17 protein-coding genes are annotated in these 24911 nt (G+C 38.1%); 16 read left to right on the top strand and 1 reads right to left on the bottom strand.

Translation table 11 applies throughout. The features are described from left to right. Window positions 1-317 precede the first annotated feature (317 nt). The 9 genes from SB775_RS17460 (at window position 318) to SB775_RS17420 (ending at window position 12539) form a co-directional block, all read left to right on the top strand. Complete coding sequence (locus SB775_RS17460; RefSeq protein WP_410862463.1) at window positions 318-1715, top strand: NCS1 family transporter; 1398 nt, start codon at window positions 318-320, stop codon at window positions 1713-1715. A 131-nt stretch (window positions 1716-1846) separates the two neighbouring features. Next, entirely contained in the window at window positions 1847-3229 is a 1383-nt protein-coding gene (allB, locus tag SB775_RS17455; RefSeq protein WP_410862461.1) for an allantoinase AllB, read from the top strand. Window positions 3230-3395: 166 nt separating this feature from the next. Beyond that, a complete protein-coding gene (locus tag SB775_RS17450) occupies window positions 3396-4151 on the top strand; it encodes an IclR family transcriptional regulator (RefSeq protein WP_034314964.1) in 756 nt (251 codons plus the stop codon). An 833-nt stretch (window positions 4152-4984) separates the two neighbouring features. Further along, window positions 4985-5809, top strand: coding sequence for a transketolase (locus SB775_RS17445; protein WP_250161624.1), 825 nt, complete (start codon window positions 4985-4987; stop codon window positions 5807-5809). Between the two features lies 1 nt (window position 5810). After that, entirely contained in the window at window positions 5811-6758 is a 948-nt protein-coding gene (locus SB775_RS17440) for a transketolase family protein (protein WP_410862460.1), read from the top strand. Window positions 6759-6791: 33 nt separating this feature from the next. Continuing rightward, a complete protein-coding gene (locus tag SB775_RS17435; protein ID WP_410862459.1) occupies window positions 6792-8246 on the top strand; it encodes a four-carbon acid sugar kinase family protein in 1455 nt (484 codons plus the stop codon). Continuing rightward, the gene (locus SB775_RS17430) at window positions 8247-10004 is read left to right on the top strand and encodes a thiamine pyrophosphate-binding protein (RefSeq protein WP_053533983.1); all 1758 of its coding nucleotides are present in this window, start codon (window positions 8247-8249) and stop codon (window positions 10002-10004) included. It abuts the gene before it with no gap. Between the two features lie 142 nt (window positions 10005-10146). Then, entirely contained in the window at window positions 10147-11085 is a 939-nt protein-coding gene (locus SB775_RS17425; protein ID WP_063596770.1) for a sugar phosphate isomerase/epimerase family protein, read from the top strand. A 203-nt stretch (window positions 11086-11288) separates the two neighbouring features. Continuing rightward, window positions 11289-12539, top strand: coding sequence for an allantoate amidohydrolase (locus SB775_RS17420; RefSeq protein ID WP_410862456.1), 1251 nt, complete (start codon window positions 11289-11291; stop codon window positions 12537-12539). 330 nt (window positions 12540-12869) lie between these two features. Here SB775_RS17420 and SB775_RS17415 read toward each other — a convergent pair whose 3' ends face one another. Next, window positions 12870-14522, bottom strand: coding sequence for a PucR family transcriptional regulator (locus SB775_RS17415; RefSeq protein ID WP_410862454.1), 1653 nt, complete (start codon window positions 14520-14522; stop codon window positions 12870-12872). A 981-nt stretch (window positions 14523-15503) separates the two neighbouring features. Here SB775_RS17415 and SB775_RS17410 point away from each other — a divergent pair. The 7 genes from SB775_RS17410 (at window position 15504) to SB775_RS17380 (ending at window position 24716) form a co-directional block, all read left to right on the top strand. After that, on the top strand, window positions 15504-16856 hold the full coding sequence (locus tag SB775_RS17410) for an allantoinase (protein ID WP_410862453.1): 1353 nt from the start codon (window positions 15504-15506) through the stop codon (window positions 16854-16856). Between the two features lie 255 nt (window positions 16857-17111). Continuing rightward, window positions 17112-17876 carry a (S)-ureidoglycine aminohydrolase gene (gene allE, locus SB775_RS17405; RefSeq protein ID WP_053533988.1) on the top strand — a complete coding sequence of 255 codons (765 nt, stop codon included), beginning with the start codon at window positions 17112-17114 and terminating at the stop codon, window positions 17874-17876. 127 nt (window positions 17877-18003) lie between these two features. Next, window positions 18004-18387, top strand: coding sequence for a cupin domain-containing protein (locus SB775_RS17400; protein ID WP_207117649.1), 384 nt, complete (start codon window positions 18004-18006; stop codon window positions 18385-18387). A 218-nt stretch (window positions 18388-18605) separates the two neighbouring features. Then, the gene (locus tag SB775_RS17395) at window positions 18606-19910 is read left to right on the top strand and encodes a uracil/xanthine transporter (protein ID WP_410862451.1); all 1305 of its coding nucleotides are present in this window, start codon (window positions 18606-18608) and stop codon (window positions 19908-19910) included. A gap of 290 nt (window positions 19911-20200) precedes the next feature. Next, the gene (locus tag SB775_RS17390; protein ID WP_410862449.1) at window positions 20201-22375 is read left to right on the top strand and encodes a malate synthase G; all 2175 of its coding nucleotides are present in this window, start codon (window positions 20201-20203) and stop codon (window positions 22373-22375) included. A 787-nt stretch (window positions 22376-23162) separates the two neighbouring features. Then, on the top strand, window positions 23163-23411 hold the full coding sequence (locus SB775_RS17385; RefSeq protein ID WP_410862447.1) for a hypothetical protein: 249 nt from the start codon (window positions 23163-23165) through the stop codon (window positions 23409-23411). A 42-nt stretch (window positions 23412-23453) separates the two neighbouring features. After that, the gene (locus SB775_RS17380) at window positions 23454-24716 is read left to right on the top strand and encodes a pyridoxal-phosphate-dependent aminotransferase family protein (RefSeq protein ID WP_410862445.1); all 1263 of its coding nucleotides are present in this window, start codon (window positions 23454-23456) and stop codon (window positions 24714-24716) included. Window positions 24717-24911 lie beyond the last annotated feature (195 nt).

The raw sequence follows: 24911 nt of genomic DNA, 5'->3' as shown, positions 1-24911 counted from the left end.
CTGAAAGCGCTTACAATTAGGGTTTTTAAGGAGGTGATCAGTCCTTCGAAAGCATTTTCAAATTTAAAGTGTTGTCATGTTTTTTTTTTGCAACTTCAAAGAAACGGCGTTGCTTAATACGCGACAATACATCGAGTGATGGAAAATAGTACTTTTAACAAAACAAATTCGCATTTTAATTCCTGTGAATGATGAACGGAAAAGACCACTTAGAAGGAAGTTTGTAACATATCATAGCCTTGGCAAACATCTAAGACCTAACTTGTTAACCAATGCATTAAAATGCGGCAAACAATAAAAAAGGGGTTGGATGTATCATGTCTACAAATTTAGAAAGTTACGTTCCACAAGAAACGCAGATCCAACATGATACGGGTGTGGATGAATCACTTAATCCGAAAACCGAGGAAGGTAGGACGGTAAGTCCGGTAGACTATATTTTCATGTGGGTTGGTGACGGTGTTAATCTAGGTAATATGACGCTTGGAGCCAGTATGATTGTAGCGGGAATCGCTACGTTAAACATCTTTCAGACATTTGCCGCAGCTATCATGGCAATTGGTATCATTTCAACTGTTTTTGCTTTAAATGATAGGCTCGGATACAGAACGGGTATCCCATATGTTGTACAGCTTAGAATGTCCTTTGGCCTGAAAGGTTCCGTAATATCATCACTGATGCGCGGTATTCCCGCCATCGTTTGGTACGGTTTTCAAAGTTGGATTGGCGGTACTGCCTTAAATGAAATTGCGAAGATTGTGACGGGTGGCGCCTTTGATAATGTTGCCATTTGCTTTGTCGTGCTGCAGTTAGTGCAAATTGGACTTTCGCTGTATGGATTCCATGCCATTAAATGGGTGGAAACGCTTGCGTCTATTGTTATTGTACTTGCGCTTCTCTATGTATTTGGCGTTCTACTAACCTCCTATAGCGATGTTATTGCAGAAAAATGGGTTCAGGCAGAAGGATCATGGGGCTTACCTTTCTTTGCATTGATCATGATGTTTATGGGGAATTATGCGGCTATCTTTTTAAGTGCAGCGGACTATTCAAGAGAGCTAAAAACCGGTATTAGCGACAAAAAACGCGGGTTTTTGTACTTTCTTCCTATTTTAACAGCGTACGGCTTGACACTTACAATCGGTGGAATGCTTGCTTCCGCAACCGGCATCAACAATCCTGTAAAAGCATTTGCAGTCGTGGTGGATAACTCGTATATTACCCTCTTTGTATCCGCATTTATTGTTTTGGGTGCGGTGGCAGTAAACATGGTTGCCAATATCATTCCGCCAACCTATGTTATTACATTGCTTACAAAAATGAAATATAAACCTGCAGTTACCATAACCGGACTGCTTGCATTTTGTTCATTCCCTTGGGTTCTTGTGCAGGATTCTTCGGCAAAGGGTCTTGGAATCTTCATTCTTATATATTCCGCATTTTTAGGACCGATTGTTTCTATATTATTAGTCGAATATTATATATTAAGAAAGCAGAAGGTGAATGTTGCAGATTTGTATAAGGAAGACGGTCCATTTGCCGGGTATAATCCAGCAGCGGTGCTTGCCTTGCTAATCGGCGCCGGTGCAGCCTGTTTGAAAGTGGAGCTGGCATGGATTATCGGCGTTGTTGTGGGAGGCAGTGCATATTTGCTTTTGATGAAATTTGCATTTAAAGATTCAAAATTCAAAAAGGGTACTATTTTTGAAAAGTAAACCTGTATTCCTATGTTTCCGGGGGTTATTCTCTCTGTCTATTTATAATGGATTGATGCAATCTGAGGATAAAATAAACAAGGCAATTGAACAATATAAAAATACTGAAAATTGCAAAAAGGGGTTGGAGAATGAAGTTTGATTTAGTAATAAAGAACGGAAATGTAGTAATTGAAAATACAGTGGAACAACTAGATATTGGTATACTTCATGGTAAGATTGCAGAAATTTCAAAAGAAATAACCGGAGAATCTGCTGAAATCATTGATGCTGCCCATCAATATGTCATGCCTGGGATGATAGATGCCCATGTCCATATTTGCGAGCCAGGCAGAACGGAGTGGGAAGGGTTTGTAACAGGAACTCAAGCACTAGCTGCAGGAGGGACAACATCATTTGTAGATATGCCATTAAACGCTTTGCCGGCAACGACTACAAAGAGTTCACTGCATTTAAAAATAAGATCTGCTGAAAATAAGGCGTATGTTGATTATGCTTTGTATGGTGGATTAGTTCCTGATAATCTCCAAGATTTAGAGGACCTTTCTAACGAAGGTGTTGTGGCATTCAAATGTTTTATGGCAACATGTGGCAGTGAGGAAATTGGAGATTTTAAAAATGTTGATGATTTTACTCTATATCAAGGTATGAAAAAACTATCGGAATTGGGACATATTTTATCTATACATGCTGAGAATGCAGAGCTTACCGATAAACTGGCAATTGAAAAGAAAAAACAAGGGAAGACAACAGCAAGAGATTATGTAGAGTCCCGCCCCATTTTTACTGAGGTTGATGCTGTAAAACGTGCTTTGTTATTGGGTAAAGAGACTGGATGCAAATTGCATTTTGTTCATATTAGCAGTGAAGAGGCTGTGGAAGAAATCCTTAAAGCACGTAAACTAGGCCAAGAGGTTACGATAGAATCGTGTCCTCACTATTTCACGTTGGATATGGAAACCTTTGAAAGGATAGGACCTGTTGCGAAATGCGCCCCACCGCTTCGTACTAAAACAGAACAAGATAAATTATGGGAAGCTCTTAAGGAAGGGAAAATTGATATCCTGGCCTCAGACCATTCCCCATGTCCTCCAGAAATGAAGCAGAGCAACACCAATAATATGTTTGAAGTGTGGGGAGGGATTAGTGGCTGCCAAAATAATGTTGATTTAATGTTTGACGAGGCTGTTAAGAAACGTGGGGTTTCTGTAAGTGATTTTTCAAAGATGATTGCGACAAAACCTGCAGAAATATTTAACTTAAGAAATAAAGGAAGCATTAAAGTTTCCTATGACGCTGATATCATTCTTCTTGATCCAAATAAATCATACACCATTCAGCCAGAAGATTTGTATTACCGTCATCAACAAAGCCCATATGTTGGAAGAAAGATTAACTGTCGAGTGACGAAAACGTTCGTAAGAGGACGACTAGTATTTGATTTTGAAAAAGGGATTGTAAGTCATCCAATTGGGAAGTTCATTTCGGCAAAAAGCAGTTTCGTACAAGCATAAAGTTATGTAAAGAAGGTTGACCCAAAAGGGCACTTAAGTTGTCCTTAATGGCGTCATACCTTCTTTTTTTGTTTATTTTTGACTGGTATTATGTCTGTGGATTGCTCTTGTGGTAAGATAAAGAAACAGGATCAGTAATATAGGATTTAATCGGAGGTTAATATAAATGGTTAAGTCAGTAGATAGGGCGTTAACAATTATTTCATTAGTGAGCAAGCGTAAAGAAGGGATTGGGGTTACTGAGCTGGCCTCCAACCTAGATTTAAATAAAAGCTCTATATTCAGATTATTAAGTACTCTTGTAGATCATGGATTCATCGAACAAAATCCTGAAACTAAAAAATATAGATTAGGATATAAATATTTAGAATTAAGTTCGATGCTGCTTGAATCTATTGACTTGAGAACTCAAGCTAAACCATTTCTGGAAGAGTTAGAATCACATATTAATGAAGTGATCCACTTGACCGTATATGATCAAGGAGAGGTAGTCTATATTGAAAAACTTGAGGGAAGTGAAACCCTTAGAACACATTCACAAGTAGGGAGACGTGCCCCAATGCATTGTACGGCAGTTGGGAAGGTAATCTTGGCCCATCTGCCATTAAATGAGATAGTGGATATAATTGACAAGCATGGTTTACCAAAACATACTGAACAAACGATTACCGATAAAGAATCCTTTTTTAAAGAATTGGGAAAAATAAGGAACGAAGGTATTGGTAGGGAAATTGAAGAAAATGAACAAGGAATCACCTGTATTGCAGCGCCAATTTTTGATAATCGGAAGAAAATTACCGCTGCTGTTAGTATATCAGGACCAAGCATCCGAATGACTGAAGAAAGATTAACTGAAATTAAACCAATTATAATGGATATTGGTAAAAAGATTTCCAAAAGGCTTGGTTACACGGATAATTAAATAATGTGAAAAAGAATTGGTATAATGCCAATTCTTTTTTTGTGAACAAAAGGGGTTCGGGATTTTTCCTTCCTTATCAAATTTATCAGGTGGAAAAGGCTTCTTTCCATGGTTTGTCCAATCCTTGATTTAATTCATTTGAAGGCATCCTACCTCTTAATACAAACCTTTCACCAAGTCATAAATAAAAGTGAAATCAATGGCAGCCTCCATTTTACGATTAATGGTTCGGTGGCACCAGTTGATCTAAATAATCATTTCAAGTTGATCTCGCTGAATAGAATCATGTTTGGAAAGCATCCTCATCACCTCAAGTATTAATACTTCTATTTTAAAACAAATATGACTCTAGGCAAAAGTGTTCTATCTAAAAGGTATGACAAAGTTGATTGGAGCGGGTGTTCGAGACTCCTGCGGGAAAAGCGCGTCTAGGGGAGACACCAAAGGCGAAAGCCGAGGAGGCTCCCCGACCGCCCGCGGAAAGCGAGTGCCTTACGTTCCAATAAACGTCAAATTGTACAAGCCAAAAAAATAGACAAACTCAATTTTCATCGAGTTTGTCTACAGTCTGAAAGAATTGGTTTAAGACCAATTCTTTTTTTGTGGAAATTTATTGAATCAAGTTTATCTTTGAATAGGAACTTTGGTGTTTTGCCCTACGAAAATTTTTATAAAAAATTTAATGGTAAAATACTTGAAATATTCAAAAAACGGTGATAATATCAAAATAAGAAACAAGGTTAGTTAATAAGCAACAAGCTACTTATTTTTATTTTTTTAACCATTTAATGAAACGCTGTTGCTTATTGCGCGACTAAAAGGAGGAGTAAATAGTGGATTTTTCTAAAGAGAAAGGCGAATTTTATAATAATCTAACGAAAACGATTCGCCGGCACATAGTTAAAATGACGAACCATGCTGGAAGTGGTCATCCTGGTGGTTCTTTATCGGCAACTGAATTAATGTCCGTCCTATTTTTTGAACACATGAATGTTGATCCTGACAACCCAGATTGGCAAGACCGAGATTGTTTCTTCTTATCTAAAGGGCATTGTACACCTGTATTTTATTCAGTATTAGCTGAAAAAGGTTTCTTCCCGGTTGAAGAGTTAATGACATTCAGGGATGTTGACGGTAGGTTACATGGACATCCATGTGGAGAGCATATTCCAGGTGTAGACATATCTTCAGGATCACTTGGTCAAGGATTATCGGTAGCTAATGGTGTTGGATTAATTGCAAAACTGGATGGCAGCAATAGAAGATCATATTGCATGATAGGTGATGGAGAATTACAAGAAGGTCAAGTTTGGGAAGCGGCAATGACAACTGCACATTACAATCTTGATAACGTTTGTGCAATTATCGACTGGAACAAGATTCAACTTGATGATTTTGTTGAAAATGTAAAAGGTTTAAAAAATCTTGGTGATAAATTTAGAGCTTTCGGTTGGCACGTTGTTGAAATTGATGGTCATGATATTCATGCAGTTAATGAAGCGTATAAAGAAGCTAAACGCACTAAAGGCAGACCTACTGCAATTCTAGCTCATACGGTTAAAGGCAAGGGAGTTTCATTTATGGAAGATACCCATGATTGGCATGGAATGGCTCCGAATGATGAGCAATTAGAAATCGCTTTAAAGGAGTTGGCTTAAGATGGCAAATCAAGAAGCACCACGTAAAGGTTTTGCTGATGCACTAATTAGACTTGGAGAAAAACATGACAATTTAGTGGTACTGGACGCGGACTGCGCAAAATCGAATATGACAAATCTATATAAAAATAGATTTCCAGAACGCTTTTTCAACATCGGTATTTCTGAATGTGATTTAGTAGGTACCGCAGCCGGTATGGCAGTGGCGGGTAAAGTGCCATTTGCCAATGCTTATGCAAACTTCCTTACTGGGCGCGCATTTGATCAAATGAGAATTTCAGTATGTTATTCAAATAACAATGTGAAAATTGTCGGTCATAACGCTGGTACATCAGCTGCTCAAGAAGGTGCAACACATTTACCGCTTGAAGATATTTCTTTAATGCGCTCACTTCCACGTATGACGGTAATTGTTCCAGCTGATGCGGTTGAAATGGAAAAAGCAGTAGAAGCTGCTTATTACCATGAAGGACCAATTTACCTCCGTGTTGGCAAATTACCAGTACCGATCGTTACCAAAAAAGAAGAACCATTCAAAATAGGTAAAGCAATTAAATACCGTGAAGGATCTGATATTACAATCATCAGTACTGGGATAATGCTTGATGAATCACTAAAAGCAGCAGTTGAATTGGAAAAGCAAGGTGTAAGCGCCGAACTTTTACACATCCATACAATTAAACCTATTGATAAAGAAGCCATTATTGCATCTGCTGCGAAAACAAAACATGTCATCACAGTTGAAGAGCATTCAATTATAGGTGGATTAGGTAGTGCTGTTGCTGAAGTATTATCGGAAAACCAACCAGCCAAATTAAGAAGAATCGGTACAAATGACCGTTTTGGGGTTTCTGGAAAAATGGATGAATTACTCGATTTATTTGAATTAAGAGCACACCGTATTATTTCTACTGCAAATGAATTATTAGGGAATAGAGTAACTAGCTAATCACATTTTTAGATAATGAAAGGGGGAGGGTTTTTGTCAAACGCAACCCAATATCTAAGTTTAAAGGATACTTTAGAACTCTTCTCTAAATCGGATGACAGCCTTCGTGCTAAAATCAAAGCTCATTTAAATCAAACAAAACATAAGTTTATCGTTTTAGATGATGATCCAACCGGTGTCCAAACGGTACATGATATTTTTGTCATCACGGACTGGGGAAAAGACTGGATTAAAAAAGGATTATCTGATGAGAGAAGTGTACTTTATATTTTAACAAACACAAGAAGTCATAATGCAGAAAAGACGGAAAACATCAATAGGGAGATTGTCCAAAACATTGTTGACGTTACTAAGGAAATGGGCATCAATTATTCAATTATCAGTAGAAGTGACTCTACATTAAGAGGGCATTATCCACTTGAAATTAATGTGCTCCAAGATGAATTATTAAAAACTGCTGATGTAGAAATTTCAGGTCATTTAATCATTCCGGCTTTTTTTGAAGCACATCGTTACACCATAGATAATATTCATTATTTAGGTATGGAAGGCCAGCTTGTCCCAGTAAATGAAACAGAATTTGCGAATGATTCCGTTTTCGGTTTCAAAACCGCTAATTTGCCAAAATGGATTGAAGAAAAGACAAATGGAAGCGTAGCTTCAGATTCAGCATTGATCATTTCACTGGAAGATATTCATGATGGCGGCATTGATAGAGTTTATGAGATTTTACTATCTGCTAACAATAATACTCCTATTATAGTAAATGCTAAATCTTATTATGATTTGGACATCGTATCATTAGCTGTCCTTAAAGCAATTGATTCTGGCAAGCAATTCTTGTTTAGAACTGCAGCATCTATTGTAAAATCGATTGCAGGAATTCAGGATCGTCCATATTTATCAGCTAATGAGATTGTTTCAAATGATGAAAGCCAAAACAATGGTGGCTTTATTATAGTAGGTTCTCACACGAATAAAACTACGGAACAAATTAAGGAACTAATGAGTAAATACCCGATTGAACAAATCGAAATCAATGTTGTGAAAGTTCTAAATAAAGAAACAAGAATGGAAGAGCTAACACGAGTATGTCAATTAGTAGATCAAAATATTTCTTCTAATCGCGATACGCTTGTATATACGAGTAGAGATTTAATTAGTGCGAAAGATAAGGAAGAAAACTTAAAGATTAGTCAAACTGTTTCAAGTTCTTTAGTAAAAGTTATTCGCTCACTAAAAGTAAAGCCGAAATTCATCATGGCAAAAGGTGGTATAACTTCGAGTGATGTGGCAACTGACGGCTTAGATATTAAATATGCAAAAGTTTTAGGGCAAGCGATCGCCGGTGTTCCAGTATGGTTAACCGGAAGTGAAGCTAAGTTCAAAGATACACCTTATATCGTATTTCCAGGCAACGTTGGGGATAAAGATTCAATTGCTCAAATCTTTGAAAATATAAAAAAGGATCAAAAGGGAGAGATATAAATGGCTAAACAAAAAATGACAGCTGCTGAGTTAATTGCCTTGTATTTAGAAAAAAGAGGGGTGAAACATGTTTATGGTGTACCGGGAGCTGCGATTTTACCATTCTATGATGCAGTAAAAGAATTAACTAAAATTGAATCATATATTGTTCGTCACGAACAAACGGGTGCTTTCATGGCTGATGGTTATTCAAGAGCAACTGGTGAAGTAGGCGTATGTGCTGCCACATCAGGTCCTGGCGGAACTAACTTCTTAACTGGCCTTTACGGTGCATGGATGGATTCCATTCCAATGATAGCCATTACCGGTCAACAAAAAAATAGTTTAATTGGAACCATGCAATTCCAAGAAGCGCCTATCGTTGAAATGGCAAAGCCTGTAACGAAAGCTGCATACCGTTTAACTGACGGTTCGAAAGCTGCTGAATTTATCCATGAAGCATGGGTAACAGCTACAACTGGCAGAAAAGGTCCAGTTCTTCTTGATTTACCAGTTGATCAACAAAAAGTTGAAATAGAAGTCGACTTAGATGTGCTTATCGGTTCTACTCCAGTCGATAACTTACCACAAGCTTCTGACGCTGATATAGAGAAAACATTGGAATTATTAAAAGATGCTAAAAGACCGGTCTTACTGTCTGGTGGAGGGGTCAACATTGCAAACGCTACCATTGAATTGAAAGCGTTAGCTGAAGAACTGCAAATCCCTGTAGTAACTTCTGGCATGGGGATGGATACTTTCCCTAACGATCACCCTTTATTCGCTGGACGTATGGGAACGATGCTTGATACTCCATTCGGTAACAAAACAATTGTTGAAGCTGACTTAGTAATCAACCTTGCCGGACGTTTCGCTGATCGTTCAACTGGTAATGTTTCGGTATTCACACAAAACGGTAAGAAAATCATCCACGTAAATCTTGATAATAAGGAAATTGGTAAAGTTGTACCAACGATTTTAGGTATCGTTTCTGATGTTAAAACATTCATGGTTAAACTTGCAGAAGCCCATAAAGCACTTGGTGCTCATGTAGCTGCAACTGCCGAAGTAGGTACTAGAGTTAACTTAACTGAAGAGCGTAAGAAATGGGCACGTAAAACGGATTACACAACACTTCCAATCAGACAAGAGCGTGCATTGCGAGAACTTCGTGAATTCTTAGATCGCGATGCCTTCGTATCACATGACTGCGGTATCAGCCAAATCTGGTCCTCTCAATTATTTGAAACGTATGTACCAAGAACATATTTATTAACTGGTGGTGCGGGGACAATGGGTTGGGGCCTTGGTGCAGCAATGGCAGCGAAACTTGCATTTCCTGAAAGACAAAGTGTAAACATCCTTGGCGATGGAAGCTTGGGGATGTCATTGCAAGATATTGCTACAGCTGCAAAGCATGATATTCCGGTCATTATTTTCTGTATGAATAACTCATTAATGGGATTGATTCGTCAACAACAAAACTGGTTCTATAATGAACGTCAAATTTCTACGGACTTAATTTACAAAAATGAATTATGTGATAATGAAGAGCGAGGAATCGACTTTGTTAAAACGGCTGAAGGTATGGGTGTTCGTGGTGAGCTTGTTACACATTATGATGATATCAAACCAGCTCTGCAACGTGCAGTTGACTCAGGTAAACCATATTTAATCGAAGTTATAGTTGATCCAGATCCTAAGAACGCATGCGAATTCTCTAATAACGGTGCACTTAACGGCTTCAAATACTCTGAAAAAATTGATTATTCTAAATAATTATCACTCTTGATCGAAGTGATTTTTTTGAAGCAATGGGATATAACCTATTGCTTCAAAAAAACATATTAGTAATGAAAAGCAGTCTTGACTGTACTTAAATAATTCATTAAAGGAGGGAAGCCGAAAAATCGGCGAAACAATGTCAGCAAATCTTCATAATTCTATGAAAGTCGGAATTGTTCACTTCATGGCTTATCCGGAAACAATGGGTGGAGATGGCCCAGCTGTTGAAACAATTAAGAAAATTGTACAAGATGATTTTTTCTCTGGAATTGAAATTACATCCATTAACAATCCTGAAGAACGTAAAGAGGCTGCTCAAATTTTACAATCCGGTGGAATGAATGTAGGATTTGGTGCACAACCGATTCTATTAAGAAACAAAGGAAACCTTAATTCTTTTGATGAAGCTGAGCGTAGAAGGGCTATCGATTTAGTAAAAGGCGGAATTGACCAGGCTTACGAAGTAAATGCTGCTAAACTTGGTTTCTTAAGTGGGGCTAAACCAGATACTCAACAAGATGTTGCCTTACAATTACTAACGAATTCTATCAAAGAATTATGCGATTATGCAAAATCTAAAGGTGATTTAGTACTCTCACTTGAAACATTTGATGATGAGACTGATAAGAAATGTTTAATCGGTTCTAATAAACTTGCTGTTGAAGTTGCAAAAGAAGTTCGTAAAGTAGATCCCACTTTCGGTTTAATGCTTGATTTAAGTCATTTACCAATGCAGCGTGAAACGTCTCATGATGCATTAACGGTAGCTCGTGATTATATTAACCATGCCCATATCGGAAATTGCTATATTAAAGATACTTCTGATCCTGCTTACGGCGATCAGCATCCGCGTTTCGGATATCCAGGAAGTGAAGTTGATGTTCCTGAATTAGCGGAGTATTTACGATCTCTATTAGAAATTGGTTACATCGGTGAAGGTATAAAGAATATAGTCGCTTTTGAAGTAAAACCTGTCGGTACAGAATCATCTGATATTGTAATTGCACAGTCAAAACGTACTCTCGTTGATGCATGGTCATTATTACATTCAAAAAAAGGGCGTTTAGTTAGTTAGCCTATATATATGTACGATATGTATTAAACGGTGACAAGTGCTTTTGCTTGTCGCCGTTTAATCTAACTTTCAATTAGCTAATCATGCAGAATTCCTATTGAGCAACGACTAAATAAAGTGTTAATATGACTTTGCATATTAAGTAACTGGATTTAAATAACAAAAATTTTACTTAGAGATTAAATTGGCAGGGAAGTGATCGATTGGTTAAACTTCAGAAGGATGTTGATGCTATAAGAATCAACACTAGAACCGAAGAACTTGCTGCTTGTTCATCCACAACTGTTGGTGTCACTAGACTACCTTTCACAGTGGAAAGTTTAAAAGCAGAAAGTCTAGTTGAAGAGTGGATGAAAGCAGCTGGGATGACGGTAAGAAAAGATGCTCTTAATAATATAATCGGACGTTATGAAGGGAAAGATCCTACAGCTCCAGTTTTAATGATTGGTTCACATTTAGATAGCGTGATTGAAGCAGGTAAATATGATGGGATTCTAGGAGTTATAACTGGAATAGAAGTTGTTCAAACTCTTAAGGATAATGGCATTATATTATACAATCCAATTGAAGTGGTAGGTTTTTGTGATGAGGAAGGAGTAAGGTTTCACTCAACTTTCCTTGGTAGTAAAGCGATTGCAGGAACTTTTACTGCTGATGATTTAGAAAGAGCAGATGAACAAGGAATAACAATTGCTGAAGCGTTAAAAGGAATTGGTATTGCTGACCCATATGCTTATAAAGACGCTAGTCGTACTCCAGAAGAACTTCTCGCTTATTTGGAACTTCATATCGAACAGGGGCCTGTGCTTGAGAAGGAGAATGAACCTGTCGGCATAGTTCGTGGGATTGCTGGTGCTACAAGATTTTATTTTGAAATTATCGGGAAACCTGGACATGCAGGGACAGTTCCTGTTGCCCTTAGACAAGATGCGCTTTTAGGAGCTAGTGATCTCATTACCTACATTGAGAACATCGCTATCCAAAATGAACCATTAGTGGCGACCATCGGAAAACTTACTGTAAGTCCGGGTGCCAGTAATGTAATACCTGGCCTTGTAACAGGAACGCTGGATATCCGTGATTTAAATGTGGATCGTAAGAAAAAAGCCATCGATGCCATATTAACTGAAAGTGAAAGAGTAGCAAAAGCTAGAGGACTCCAAATTCATTTTGAACAGGTCATGGAAGCCGATCCTGTATACTGTGATGAACAATTGATTAAAGTAATCGAGGAGTCCATTAGCGAATTGGATGGCAGTGCTATCACTCTTGTAAGCGGTGCTGGTCACGATGCAATGGCTATGGCGGATGTAACGAATGTTGCAATGATTTTCGTTCGTTGTAAAGATGGTCTTAGTCATCACCCAGATGAATTCGTGACTGTAGAAGATATGGGTGCAGGAGCTAGAGTCCTTTACTCTACAGTGATTAAGATAGCCACAAAACAATATTGAGGAACTTATAAGTTTTAGCTTTAAACTAAAAGAGAACTTACAAAAAAACTCGTGATCCGACTGTATCGGAACACGAGTTTTTTCAAAATGTATACAATTATAGGACAAAGATCCTTCATTCGATGAAACAGTCATGCGTATCGACAATGATCCAATGTAATAAAAGGAGTTCTGTATGTTCATAAAAAAGCCACTGAAATTCCTGGATTCCTCCATTATCCAAGAACCTCCAGAAAATAAAGTCGAGATTTTCTCTTTATATTGATCTCTGTCTGCGTGGGCAGTTTACCTTCAGTCAATATCTGCTTTAGTAGTGATTACAATAACTTATTAATCACTATTACCCCTGAAAATTGAACTCATGAGTAAAGCTATACGTAAATGAAGTGAGTTTTTTGCATCATGAACGGAATAATTCAACATGTCCTCACATTTGGCAATTCGGTATTTAACGGTATTACGGTGAACAAACAGTTTCCTGGATGTAATAGCAAGTTCACAATTATTATCCAAATATACCAATAAGGTATTAACTAAGTCTTTTTCATCTTTATTTTTCGGGTAGGATAAAGAACGTAAAGTATTTTCATAAAATTTTTTTAAATCTTTTTCGGGAATTAGCCGAATCAGTTCGATTAATTGCTTGGTTTCGTAAAAGTTGATAAATTTATTTTGAAACAGTTCAGCCCCATTTGTCCATGCTTCCACTGCCTCTTCGTATGTAAGGTGGATATAGGTAAGGTCATTAGAAAAGTTACCAACTCCAAACGACAACGAAACTTTTAGATTTGAATAAGCCTCATTCTGGAACTCCTTCAGCCTTTCTTCTATTATGCTTTTAATCGAATCATTAATATTCAGAGGAGCTTGCATCAAAATAACAAAATATCCATCTTTCATAAAAACGATGTTGTTAGTATCTATTTTTAAAAATGATTTATGTAAAAATTTATATAAATAGTCGTATAATCTATTCATTATGTCTGCACTTTTTTGTAAAGCGTTTTGTTTATCATCATCAATCTTACATACAATGCATACGTATTTCATATTGTCGATTAAGCCATGCTGTTTTCCCCTATGAATAATTTCTTGTTTGTTAGAAATCTTTCCATCAACAAGGGAAGCAAAAAAGTTATTTTCTAACAAACGACTGTTTTCTCTAATAGCCTCGTTTTTAAGCAGCGTGAATGAAATGACTGTTGATGCTTGTTCTATAGCTAATTGTGATGATGGGTATGAAAGCTTCTCAGGGTGAAGAATTAATAGAAAATAGGGATAGGGACGCATTGTTTTCACCCGAAACATTTTTATAGAAATGTCCGTATTCTGGATGTCGATTGTGAGCTGGTTTTTCTCTAGGTATGTTTCTATATCACGTTTAATGTGTTCTTGAACATTTTTCATAACGATTTTCATATTTCCTGTACGAAAATGATGAGAAAAGGATGTCACATCACCAATAGGATCAAGTAGGAGAACAGGACATTTTAATAGGGAGCCAAGATTTTCAATTAAAGAATTCAGACTGTAGCCTTTTATCATCATATTGGTAAATTCCTTGTGAATATGCATCGCATAGAATAACTCTTCAATTTGGTTATCCCATATAAAGCTTAATAATTGATGAGCAACCGCACCTAATGTTAATGTTTCTGGGATTTGAATAATAGGAAATTCTAATGAGTCAGCCAATTCGATTACATCCTGCGGGATCTTATCAATGAATCTTTTTAGTTTAATGGCAATCCCTGCACATGGAAGTTCATTAATTTGGGAAATGAGATTGCATAATGCATGAGGGTCGTTTTTAAAAGCGTATCCTGTTGTCAATAATAGTGAGTTCTTAGCTAAATAATTGATGGCATCTGGTGTTTCTGAAATCTCAATTGATTCTACTTTCCTTTTAAGTCCGGCATGTCCAGCAATAATTTTGGCTTCTTGAAACACATCAACGATAAATAAATCTTCTACCTTTTTCATCATACACCTTCTAATTCTACATTTTGTCAGTTTTTATTACTAGAAAGGGAAGCAAACGAATCTTGTTAAATTTGGACAAAAATTTAAATGGAAATTGTTTACATCGCATAATGATTTTGTGAATGAATCCGCTTATAATCAATTGTATAGAGGATTGAAGGTTAATGAAACTGTTTTCAAGATTTTTTTTTACATTCATAAATCCCAAGTTCTTATTATATTTAGAAACTATATTTATATTTTGAAGCGTATACAATCCGCCAGTTCTCTATCATTTTTCTCAGGTACGATGCTCGCATTCGTTCATCTATATTGTTTTTGTTTAAGGCTGCTTTCGCATTGCTATTTACGAAGTAGTGCAGTGTGGTTGATTTCCCCTCCAGGTGCTCGCTTTCCTTGGTGCGGGCGGTGAGCCTCCTCGGCGTAGACGCCTGTGGGGTCTCACCTGTCCCGCTGCTCCCGCAGGAGTCTCGCACTTCCGCTCCAATCAACCTAAAATAGTTTCGTTTTAAAAACAACAATCTTTACGAAAAGAGCCTTGTTTAAAAAGCGCAACAGGAACGAGAGGATGTGGTTAAAGGGGCTTAATTGATGGAAACGTGAAATAGTTAGAGGAAAAGTCAGAATATTTAAAAATTATTGAAGCAGGAGTAAACAATGAAGACCGCGGAGGAAATGCCGTACAAAACAAGATAACAGCCAAAGCTGTGCATCTCGCTTCCTGTCTGCAAAAAGGTGGATGCGATTAAGTTGGGGAAATGGATTGTACGTTTCATTCCAAAATTGCTTGATAGAAGTTTTAGTGGAATCTATTAAATCTCAAAACGATGTTCAGAATGCAATAGTTGTATTTAATTTCGAATATATACGATTTCAGCTGCCCGAAGCAAGATGTTCGTTTCTTCATTATGCAACTTGTAAAAGAGGATTCTCCTTAAAAGTTTTTATAAAATTTGATTTCCCATAGAAAGGAATGAACCTATGGCTACATATGATTTACTCATTAGAAATGGAAATCTTGTAATGTTTAATTCGATTGTTCAGGGAGATATTGCAATTAAGGAAGGGAAAATTAAAGAAGTGACTATTGGCAAAAATATTGATGCTTTAGCAACAAGAGAAATTAATGCTGAGGGGCAGCACATCCTCCCAGGATTAATTGATACTCATGTTCATTTCAACGAGCCAGGCAGAACTGAGTGGGAAGGTGTTCAAACTGGTAGCAGAAGTTTAGCGGCAGGTGGGGTGACAACTTATTTTGATATGCCATTGAACAGTACACCACCAACGATCAATAAAGAATATTTGGAATTAAAGAGAGCTTGCTCCGAAGAAAAGTCGGTAGTCAATTGCCGCTTTTGGGGTGGACTTATACCAGAAAATATTGAGAATATTAAGGAACTTGATGAAAATGGAGTAATTGGATTTAAAGCTTTTATGTCACCGAGCGGAATTGTCGATTTCAATCATGTCGATGATATTACGATTTTTAAAGGGATGACAGAAATTGCCTCTGTAGGTTCACTTTTAGCAGTTCATGCTGAAAGTACAGTGATTTGTGATCAGCTTGCACAAGAAAAACAAAGACAAAAAAAGACGACTGCAAAAGACTTCGTCGAATCAAGACCGATAATTTCCGAAATTGAAGCGGTAAGAAGAATAATTTCATATGCAGAAGCTACAGGTTGTAAACTGCACATTGTTCATGCGAGCAGCCGCAAAGTAGTGGAAGTCATCAATCAGGCAAAACAAAGAGGCCTGGATATTACGGTAGAAACATGCCCTCATTATTTATCTTTGACATTAAAAGACTTAGAGGAAAAAGGCGGATTGGCAAAATGCTGCCCTCCACTGCGTGATGATGAAGAAGTAGAACAATTATGGGAAGCTGTAGCAAACGGTGAAATTGACGTAATAGCATCCGACCATTCCCCAGCACCTGCCTCTATGAAAGAAGTAATAAATGATGACTTTTTCAGTGCCTGGGGTGGGATTTCCGGTGCTCAATCTACGCTCAATATTATGTTGACAGAGGGGCATTTCAACCGTAATCTTCCTCTGGGGAAAATTGTTGAATTAACATCAACAAATCCAGCTAAGTTATTTGGCCTTTATCCCCATAAAGGGATAATAGCCGTTGATAGCGACGCTGATCTGGCGATAGTTAATCTGAACAAAAGCTTCGAGCTTAAAAAGGAAGATTTGTTCTACCGCCATCAGCAGTCGCCTTATGTTGGCAGGACATTCAAAGGGCAAGTAACAACAACGATCGTCAATGGGGATATTGTTTTTGAAAATGGAAGCATTACCACTGTGGAAAAAATTAAAATCTAGGATTGTTAAGCATAAAGGACTGGAGAAAACCTTTTTATCTATAATGAACAAAAATATAAAACGTTTTTATCGATTAGGCATAAAGACTAATTAAATGAAAGCGGTTAATATTTATATAAGGGACTTAATCGTTTCTATCACAAGCCAATAATATATGGAAAGAAGCTTCAATTATAAGTTGATTTACAGCGGGAACAGGGCACACCATGAGTCACATATTTCAAATAAAATACGATTAAAGGGAGAGTTTAAAAGATGGGTTATCCTAAAGATTTATTAGCAAGCAGATCAATAATTGAGCACGGTAAATATGCTTTAATTGCACCTGAAGGATTGGTCAATAATGTTGTACCGGGATTTGAGAATTGTATCATTTCCATTTTGGGTTCTCCAAAGCTTGGAGCAAGCTTTGTCGATTACATTGTGACAATGCAAAAGGATGGAAAGAACAGCGAAGGGTTTGGTGGACAAGAAGATGTTGAGACATTTGTCTATGTTATTGAAGGGAAAATAAAAGCTGCTGCAGGTGAACAGGAGTTTGTCCTTGATGAAAGCGGTTATTTATATTGTCCGCCAGGAACAAAGATGTATTTAGAAAACCAATCGGATGGAGATTCTAAACTATTCCTATATAAGCAAAAGTATCGTCCACTTGAAGGACGGAGGCCATGGGTTTATTCAAACCATGCGAACAACATTGAATTCAGGATTTATGATGATATGCATAATGTCCATCTTAAGGATCTTTTGCCTGCTGATATAGATTTTGATATGAATTTTCATATTCTTTCCTTTGATCCCGCTGCATCTCATCCGTTCATCGAAACACATGTGCAAGAACATGGAGCCTACTTACTCTCGGGAGAAGGGATGTATAACCTGGATAATCAGTGGGTTCCTGTAAAGAAAGGAGATTACATTTTTATGGGTCCATATGTACATCAAGCTGCCTATGCGGTAGGCAGAGAAAGTTTAACATATGTTTACTCTAAAGATTGTAATCGTGATGCATCCTTGTAAAAGGTCACAACATTTAGAAGAAATGAGTAGATGACAACTTCAAGAGATTTAATGCGGCAGAATTGTATTTTAGGGAGATCCGGTAAGTGTAATTCAAAACCATTAAATATAAAAGAGGTGCCGAGGTATGGACCAGAATGTAATTTTGAACAAAAAGTCGATAATAGAGGAAAGAGTTTTTGAAATCGATAAAATAGCAAAATTCGATTCTAATGCACCACAAAAAAATTATTTCTATGAAACGGATAAAACTGTTGGGGCAGTTTGGTGTCTTGAACCTGAGCAGGAAGTATTTTTACATTCCCATTCGAATGTTGATGATATTTGGGTCTGCATTGAGGGGGAAGGAACATACTTTCCTGATCTAGAGAATGAGATCACGATCAGAAAAGGAATGGTAGTATTGGCCAAGCCTAATCAAATCCATGGAATGCGCAATACAGGAAACAGCCGATTCATGTTTGTAGGCTTTGCTGCAGGGGCATTGCCTATGGATATAACAAGATATTAGAAAAAGGCTAAGTTTATTAAACATTACAAAATAATTTAAGTTTCTTCTTTTAAAAACAAAAAAAGTGATTAAGGCGAAGCGATTGTAATGAAGACAGCGCTTCGCTTATATTTTTATTTATAAAAAGTGATGATTTTGTAATTTCTACGATTGGCTTCCTTAAAAACTAGCAAACAGATTTTATGAAAATCCAGAAATCGGAAATGGTGATGATTAAGATGAAACAGCAAGGAGTTACTGTAACATTATTCTCCTCTTTACAGTGGCTTTTTTTTATTTTTGCCAATACGGTTGTCGTACCAATTTCTGTAGGAGCAGCATTCCAGCTTCCTACAGAAACAATTGAAATGACGATAAGGTGCTCCTTTATCTTTACCGGAATATCCTGTATTCTGCAGGCATGGGTTGGGCACCGTTATCCATTATTGGACAGCCATTCAGGGCTAATGTGGGGTCTGATGATAAATATGGGCATCTCTGCATCTGCACTCGGATTGGATTTTGCAACCGTAGGGGGAGGGATTGCAACAGGTATTTTGCTGGCTGGAGCTGTAACCGTACTGCTTGCGGCATTTAACCTGATTTATATCATACAAAAAGTAATTAAGCCAATGGTGATAAGTGTTTATATATTTTTACTGACCTTTCAGCTCATCTTTATTTTCTTCAAAGGTATGTTTAAAATAACCGAAAGTGGAACAATTGATCTCCCTGTCAGTTTGTTTTCAATCTTGATTGTCATCTTCGTCGGTTTTTTAAGGATTAAAGGAGGGAAAATACTAGGCAATTTCTCAATCCTGATCGGAATTATCGTAGGATGGTCATTATATCGAATTATTTTCCCTTCAGATCTTCCGACGGCTAGCTCTTCAGGTATGGCATTCACTTTCTTTCCCCTTGGAACTCCAAACTTGAATATTGGTATTATTTTTGTTTCCTTTTTTGCTGTCCTTCTGAATTTAACGAATTCTTTCGCTTCTATTCAAGCTGTTGCAGATGTTTACAAGGAAAAGGTGGAACATAGTCAATACAGGAGATCTATTTTTGTAACAGGTATTTTTGCGTTCATCACTTCGATTTTTGGCTTGGTCCCTTTTACACCATTTACATCTACGATAGGTTTTTTACAAAGTACCAAGTTATTCAAACGAAAGCCATTCATTATAAGCGGATTTTTGTTTACTCTCATTGGAGTTATTCCGCCATTAGGGAGATTCTTAGGAACAATACCATTAACAATAGGTAACGCTGTATTATTTGTCGCATACCTTCAATTGTTCGGCACCGCATTAAACAGTTTGAAAGGAACGTTATTCAACTCTGAAACGATACTCCGTTTAGCAGGGCCGGTCCTAGTTGGAGTTAGCATTATGAATATCCCGCCAGCATTATTCGGCAGTATACCTGTCCTCTTGCAGCCTTTCATTACCAATGGTCTCATTATGGGTGTCATTATATCGATCTTTTTGGAGAAATTCATTAATTGGAATAAATTAATGAATAAGTTGGAGGTCGGGCAGTAACCGATCTATCTGCCTGAAAATGGAAACACCAAGTGAATATACTAAAAAAAATGGGCTTTCATTTTACGAGTGAAGAAAAAAAGGTGTTCATACCATACTGACTATATTGGACATCTCTAACGATAAACTTGAAATTGATTATAAGAAAACAAAACAATAAATTTGAGAACTCGAAATCGAAAATAAATTAAGTATTGAACCCGTTCAAAGGGAGGAGAGATCACCTGGTTTAAGAAAATTATCTCGGCGTATGCCGGGAGTCGAACTAATTTTTAGAGGAGGAATACATCATGGGAGAATATGTGAAAGTAGGTAATCTTCAAGTGGCTTCGGTACTTTTTGAATTTATCAATAAAGATGGGTTGCCTGGAAGCAGACTGAATCAGGAACAATTTTGGGTTGATTTTGAAAAATTGGTACATGACATGTCTCCAAAAAACAAAAAATTGTTAGCTCGTCGTGATGAAATTCAAACCAATATCAATACATGGCATAGAGAAAATAAAGAGATGGATTTTGCTGAATATAAAACATTTTTACAAGAAATTGGCTATCTCGAACCTGAAGGAGAAGACTTTCATATTACGACAGAAGGGGTAGATGATGAAATTGCCTTCCAAGCCGGTCCGCAGCTAGTTGTCCCGGTTGATAATGCTCGTTATGCTATTAACGCTTCAAATGCAAGGTGGGGAAGCCTTTATAATGCCCTATATGGTACAGATGTTATTAGCGAAAAAGAAGGAGCCTACCGAGAAGGGAGCTACAATGAAGTACGCGGTGGAGAAGTCATTTCATTTGCAAAGGATTTTCTTGATCAAGTAACTCCTTTAAAGGATCATTCACATAAAGACGCTGTGAAATATACAGTAGTGGATGGGAAATTAGCTGTTACACTCAGAAATGGAGAAATTACAAGTTTAGGAGAGGAATCTAAGTTAGTTGGCAATCAAGGTGAATGCGGAAATCCATCGGCGATATTATTAAAAAATAATGGGTTGCATTTTGAAATTCAGATTGATAGAAGTCATCCGATCGGTAAAATAGATAAAGCAGGCGTTAAGGACATTCTAATGGAATCTACTCTTACGACCATTATGGATTGTGAGGATTCTGTTGCGGCAGTGGATGCTGAAGATAAAGTCCTGGTCTATCGAAATTGGTTAGGTCTTATGAGGGGGGATCTGGCTGTAACTTTCAAAAAGGATAATAAAATGATGACACGTACAATGAACCCGGATCGTTTATACAGAGCACCAAATGGAGAAGAATTCTCTTTACCTGGTCGTTCACTTATGTTTGTCCGTAACGTGGGACACTTAATGACCACAAACGCAGTCCTGGATGCAAATGGTGAAGAGATTCCTGAAGGGATTATGGATACAGTCATGACCAGTTTACTTGCCAAACATTCCCTGTTGGGGAATGGTAAATATCAAAATTCATCTAAAGGATCAGTTTATATCGTTAAGCCAAAAATGCATGGATCCGAAGAGGTGGCTTTTGCCAATGAGCTCTTTGATCGTGTGGAAGACATGCTTGGTCTACAGCGAAATACACTGAAAATTGGTGTTATGGACGAAGAACGTCGAACTTCATTGAACTTGAAAGCTTGTATCCGCCAAGTTAAAGAAAGGGTGGCATTTATTAATACAGGCTTCTTAGATCGAACGGGAGACGAAATTCATACTTCTATGGAAGCTGGACCTATGATCCTCAAAAATAACATGAAAGGATCAAAGTGGCTACAAGGTTATGAAAAATCGAATGTCAATGTAGGTCTAGCAACCGGTTTTCAAGGTCGAGCTCAAATTGGTAAGGGAATGTGGGCAATACCTGATATGATGGCGGAAATGCTAACGCAAAAGATTGGCCATCTGAAAGCGGGGGCGAATACAGCATGGGTGCCTTCACCGACTGCAGCGACATTGCATGCTCTTCATTATCATCAAGTGGATGTAAAAAAGGTGCAAGATGAGTTGAAAAAGAATCCAGTAAATTTACGTGATGATATTTTGGAAATCCCGGTGGCTCAAAACCCCGAATGGAGTCCGGAAGAAATTCAGCAAGAGCTGGATAACAATGCTCAAGGTATCCTCGGTTATGTTGTACGTTGGGTAGAACAAGGAATTGGTTGTTCCAAAGTACCAGATATCAACAATATAGGGTTGATGGAAGACCGTGCCACACTAAGAATTTCGAGTCAGCATATCGCTAACTGGCTTCACCACGGAATTTGTACAAAAGGACAGGTTTTGGAGACTTTACAACGAATGGCTAAAGTAGTGGATGAACAAAACCGTGGAGATTCAGCCTATCAATGTATCGCGGATAATTACGACAGCTCAGTGGCGTTTCAAGCGGCATGCGACCTAGTGTTTCAAGGCTATAACCAACCAAGTGGGTATACTGAGCCTATCCTGCATCGACGACGCATTGAAGCGAAGGAAAATAAGTGTAAACATTAAGTGATTTCTGGGGCATTCAGATCCAACCAGGATTCAATGTTATTAAATTCATGAGGCTCAGCATAGTGTCATATCTTAACTTCTACCAGTAATTCATACGGGGCTTCGGATTAAAATAAGTGAATATTAGACCAAAATGGGGAACAAGTGATCACGATTACTTGTTCCCCATTTTGGTCTAATTCTTTATAAAAAGAAAAAGCAAATAAAAGATATGTGAATTAGAAATTTATCAAAAAACACCAGTGAAATATGATAAGGCGCTGACTATAACAAAAGTTCTTTTGATCATAGAAATCTGTATATATATACACATTATTGGTTGTCTTTCAGTTGGTTATTTTGCACAAAAAAACACCGAAATACTAACAGAATTGTCAATGAAGTTAAAGGCGAAAGCAAGTAAAATAATAGATGACATAAATTTTGTGAATGTTCATGACATCAAAGGCTATTGCGAAGGGAAGCGATAAGATGGGCAATCAAAACGAAAAATTAATAGATGAAAAGGATGATGTTGCGTTCGATGATAGAATGGTTAGCATTTTTTCGGGGCAACAGAGAGTAATGGGGTGACACGGATATTATATTCCAAGGAAAGGATGAGCGCTCAGCAGGCAATGAAAGCAATGAAAGCTGAGGATGGGAAAAAACTTATTATATATTTTGATAGTGTATGATTTAGGGGTCCATCCGGTGGAATCATTCCGACCAGTTCCCATATGGAAACGGACAAGGATGGGGTGGAATATGACGGCGCATATGTGGGCGTCAGCGCCTTTATACGGTGAAAATCATTGGTAAGAGCGATCATGCGGGCACCACTCCCATTCATAAAGGAAGGATGCGTCGTCTGGCTTCGGAATTCAATGTTCCGAATGGCATCGGAGAGGAAGAGGTTTTTGAAAGGTTTTGTAAGGACATTTTCGACTCTCGATTCCCTGGCAAAGAAAGAGGAAATGAAGCTGGGGTTTCACAATGGATGGATGTCAAACCTGTTGCGATGGATATGGATAAGGGAATCGGATTTTTTTAATGAAATACTTTATAAAATAGCCTATTGAAGGAGTTGGTAAAAATGGCATATTCAGAATTGAATGCACCGATGAGAACGATCATGACACCAGGACCGGTCGAAGTTGACCCGCGTGTTTTAAGGGCGATGAGCACACCGATATTAGGGCAATTCGATCCTGCATTCACCACTATCATGAATGAAGTGATGGAAATGCTGCGTTTGGTTTTTCAAACGAAAAATAAATGGGCGTTCCCGATAGATGGCACCTCAAGATCCGGCAATGAAGCGATTCTATGCAGCATCATTGAGCCGGGGGATAAGGTCCTGGTTCCTATATTCGGAAGGTTCGGTCATTTATTGGTGGAAATCTGTGAGCGATACGGAGCTGAAGTCCATACGATGGAATGTCCTTGGGGTGAAGTGTTCGAACCGCAAGCAGTCATTGCGGAAATCAAGAAAGTCTCCCCAAAAATAACAGCAATCGTGCATGGGGAAACCTCCACTGGTTGTATGCAGCCTTTGAAGGAAATCGGGCGGGCCTGCCGTGAATGGGGTGTCCTGCTTGTTGTGGATGCGGTTGCCTCCATTGGGGGCACCGATGTAAAGGTGGATGAATGGTGTATTGATGGATTGATAGGCGGGTCACAAAAGTGCTTGTCCGTTCCTTCGGGTATGGCACCGATTACGTATAACGAGCGAATAGAAGAAATCATTCAGTCCCGCAAAAAGGTGGAGCGTGGCATTGCGACGGATGAAGACAACCAACAGGTTTCGCTCAGCCGTCCGATCGCCAGTAATTATTTCGATTTAAGCATGCTGCAGGATTATTGGGGACCGCGTCGTTTGAATCATCATACAGAAGCAACTTCCATGATTTATGCGTTACGTGAAGGATTGCGCCTTGTGCTCGAAGAAGGTCTGGAAACGCGCTTTGCCCGTCATGAACTCCACGAAGCTGCTCTCGTTGAAGGGATCAAGGCAATGGGACTAATGTTATTCGGGGATGGGAAAAACAAACTTCCGTGTGTAACTTGCATTGAAATTCCAAAAGGAATCGATGGTGAAGCTGTAAGAGACATGCTGTTGAATGAATTTGGCATCGAAATCGCTTCCTCATTTGGTCCGCTTCACGGGAAAATCTGGAGAATCGGGACTATGGGATTCAGTTGCAGGAAAGAAAACATCCTGTTTGTATTGGCCTCCTTGGAAGCTGTCCTTTTGCGCCAAGGGTTCCAAGTTAATCGGGGAGAGGCTTTGCAGGCTGCGCTTGATGTATATGTAGGAAAGAAGGAGAAAATGGAAGCATTACAAGGGTCTCTTTGATTAATGTATGTCCATGTGCATTTCAGCAATCCTGGCCATGATCATCGGAAGGCATGGAGGGAAAATCGCTTATCAGACGGATGGGATAAGTGAACGGGAGTGCGTGGAGTCGTTAATAGTGATAGATTCCAGTATTGCGGTCAATAACTAGAAGAAGGGTTATAAAATAGGGGAGGGGTGATTCCAATCGGGAAT

Source organism: Peribacillus sp. SIMBA_075 (assembly GCF_046534585.1).
Note: the sequence above shows the minus strand (reverse complement) of the source record. Positions and strands in the feature narration are given on the sequence as shown.

Coding starts and splice junctions, on each gene's coding strand:
- SB775_RS17430 (WP_053533983.1), top strand. CDS start 8,247: ATGGCTAAACAAAAAATGACAGCTGCTGAGTTAATTGCCTTGTATTTA.
- SB775_RS17415 (WP_410862454.1), bottom strand. CDS start 14,522: ATGAAAAAGGTAGAAGATTTATTTATCGTTGATGTGTTTCAAGAAGCC.
- SB775_RS17380 (WP_410862445.1), top strand. CDS start 23,454: ATGGCATATTCAGAATTGAATGCACCGATGAGAACGATCATGACACCA.
- SB775_RS17410 (WP_410862453.1), top strand. CDS start 15,504: ATGGCTACATATGATTTACTCATTAGAAATGGAAATCTTGTAATGTTT.
- SB775_RS17395 (WP_410862451.1), top strand. CDS start 18,606: ATGAAACAGCAAGGAGTTACTGTAACATTATTCTCCTCTTTACAGTGG.
- SB775_RS17440 (WP_410862460.1), top strand. CDS start 5,811: ATGGCAAATCAAGAAGCACCACGTAAAGGTTTTGCTGATGCACTAATT.
- allE (WP_053533988.1), top strand. CDS start 17,112: ATGGGTTATCCTAAAGATTTATTAGCAAGCAGATCAATAATTGAGCAC.
- SB775_RS17400 (WP_207117649.1), top strand. CDS start 18,004: ATGGACCAGAATGTAATTTTGAACAAAAAGTCGATAATAGAGGAAAGA.
- SB775_RS17460 (WP_410862463.1), top strand. CDS start 318: ATGTCTACAAATTTAGAAAGTTACGTTCCACAAGAAACGCAGATCCAA.
- SB775_RS17390 (WP_410862449.1), top strand. CDS start 20,201: ATGGGAGAATATGTGAAAGTAGGTAATCTTCAAGTGGCTTCGGTACTT.
- SB775_RS17450 (WP_034314964.1), top strand. CDS start 3,396: ATGGTTAAGTCAGTAGATAGGGCGTTAACAATTATTTCATTAGTGAGC.
- SB775_RS17425 (WP_063596770.1), top strand. CDS start 10,147: ATGTCAGCAAATCTTCATAATTCTATGAAAGTCGGAATTGTTCACTTC.
- allB (WP_410862461.1), top strand. CDS start 1,847: ATGAAGTTTGATTTAGTAATAAAGAACGGAAATGTAGTAATTGAAAAT.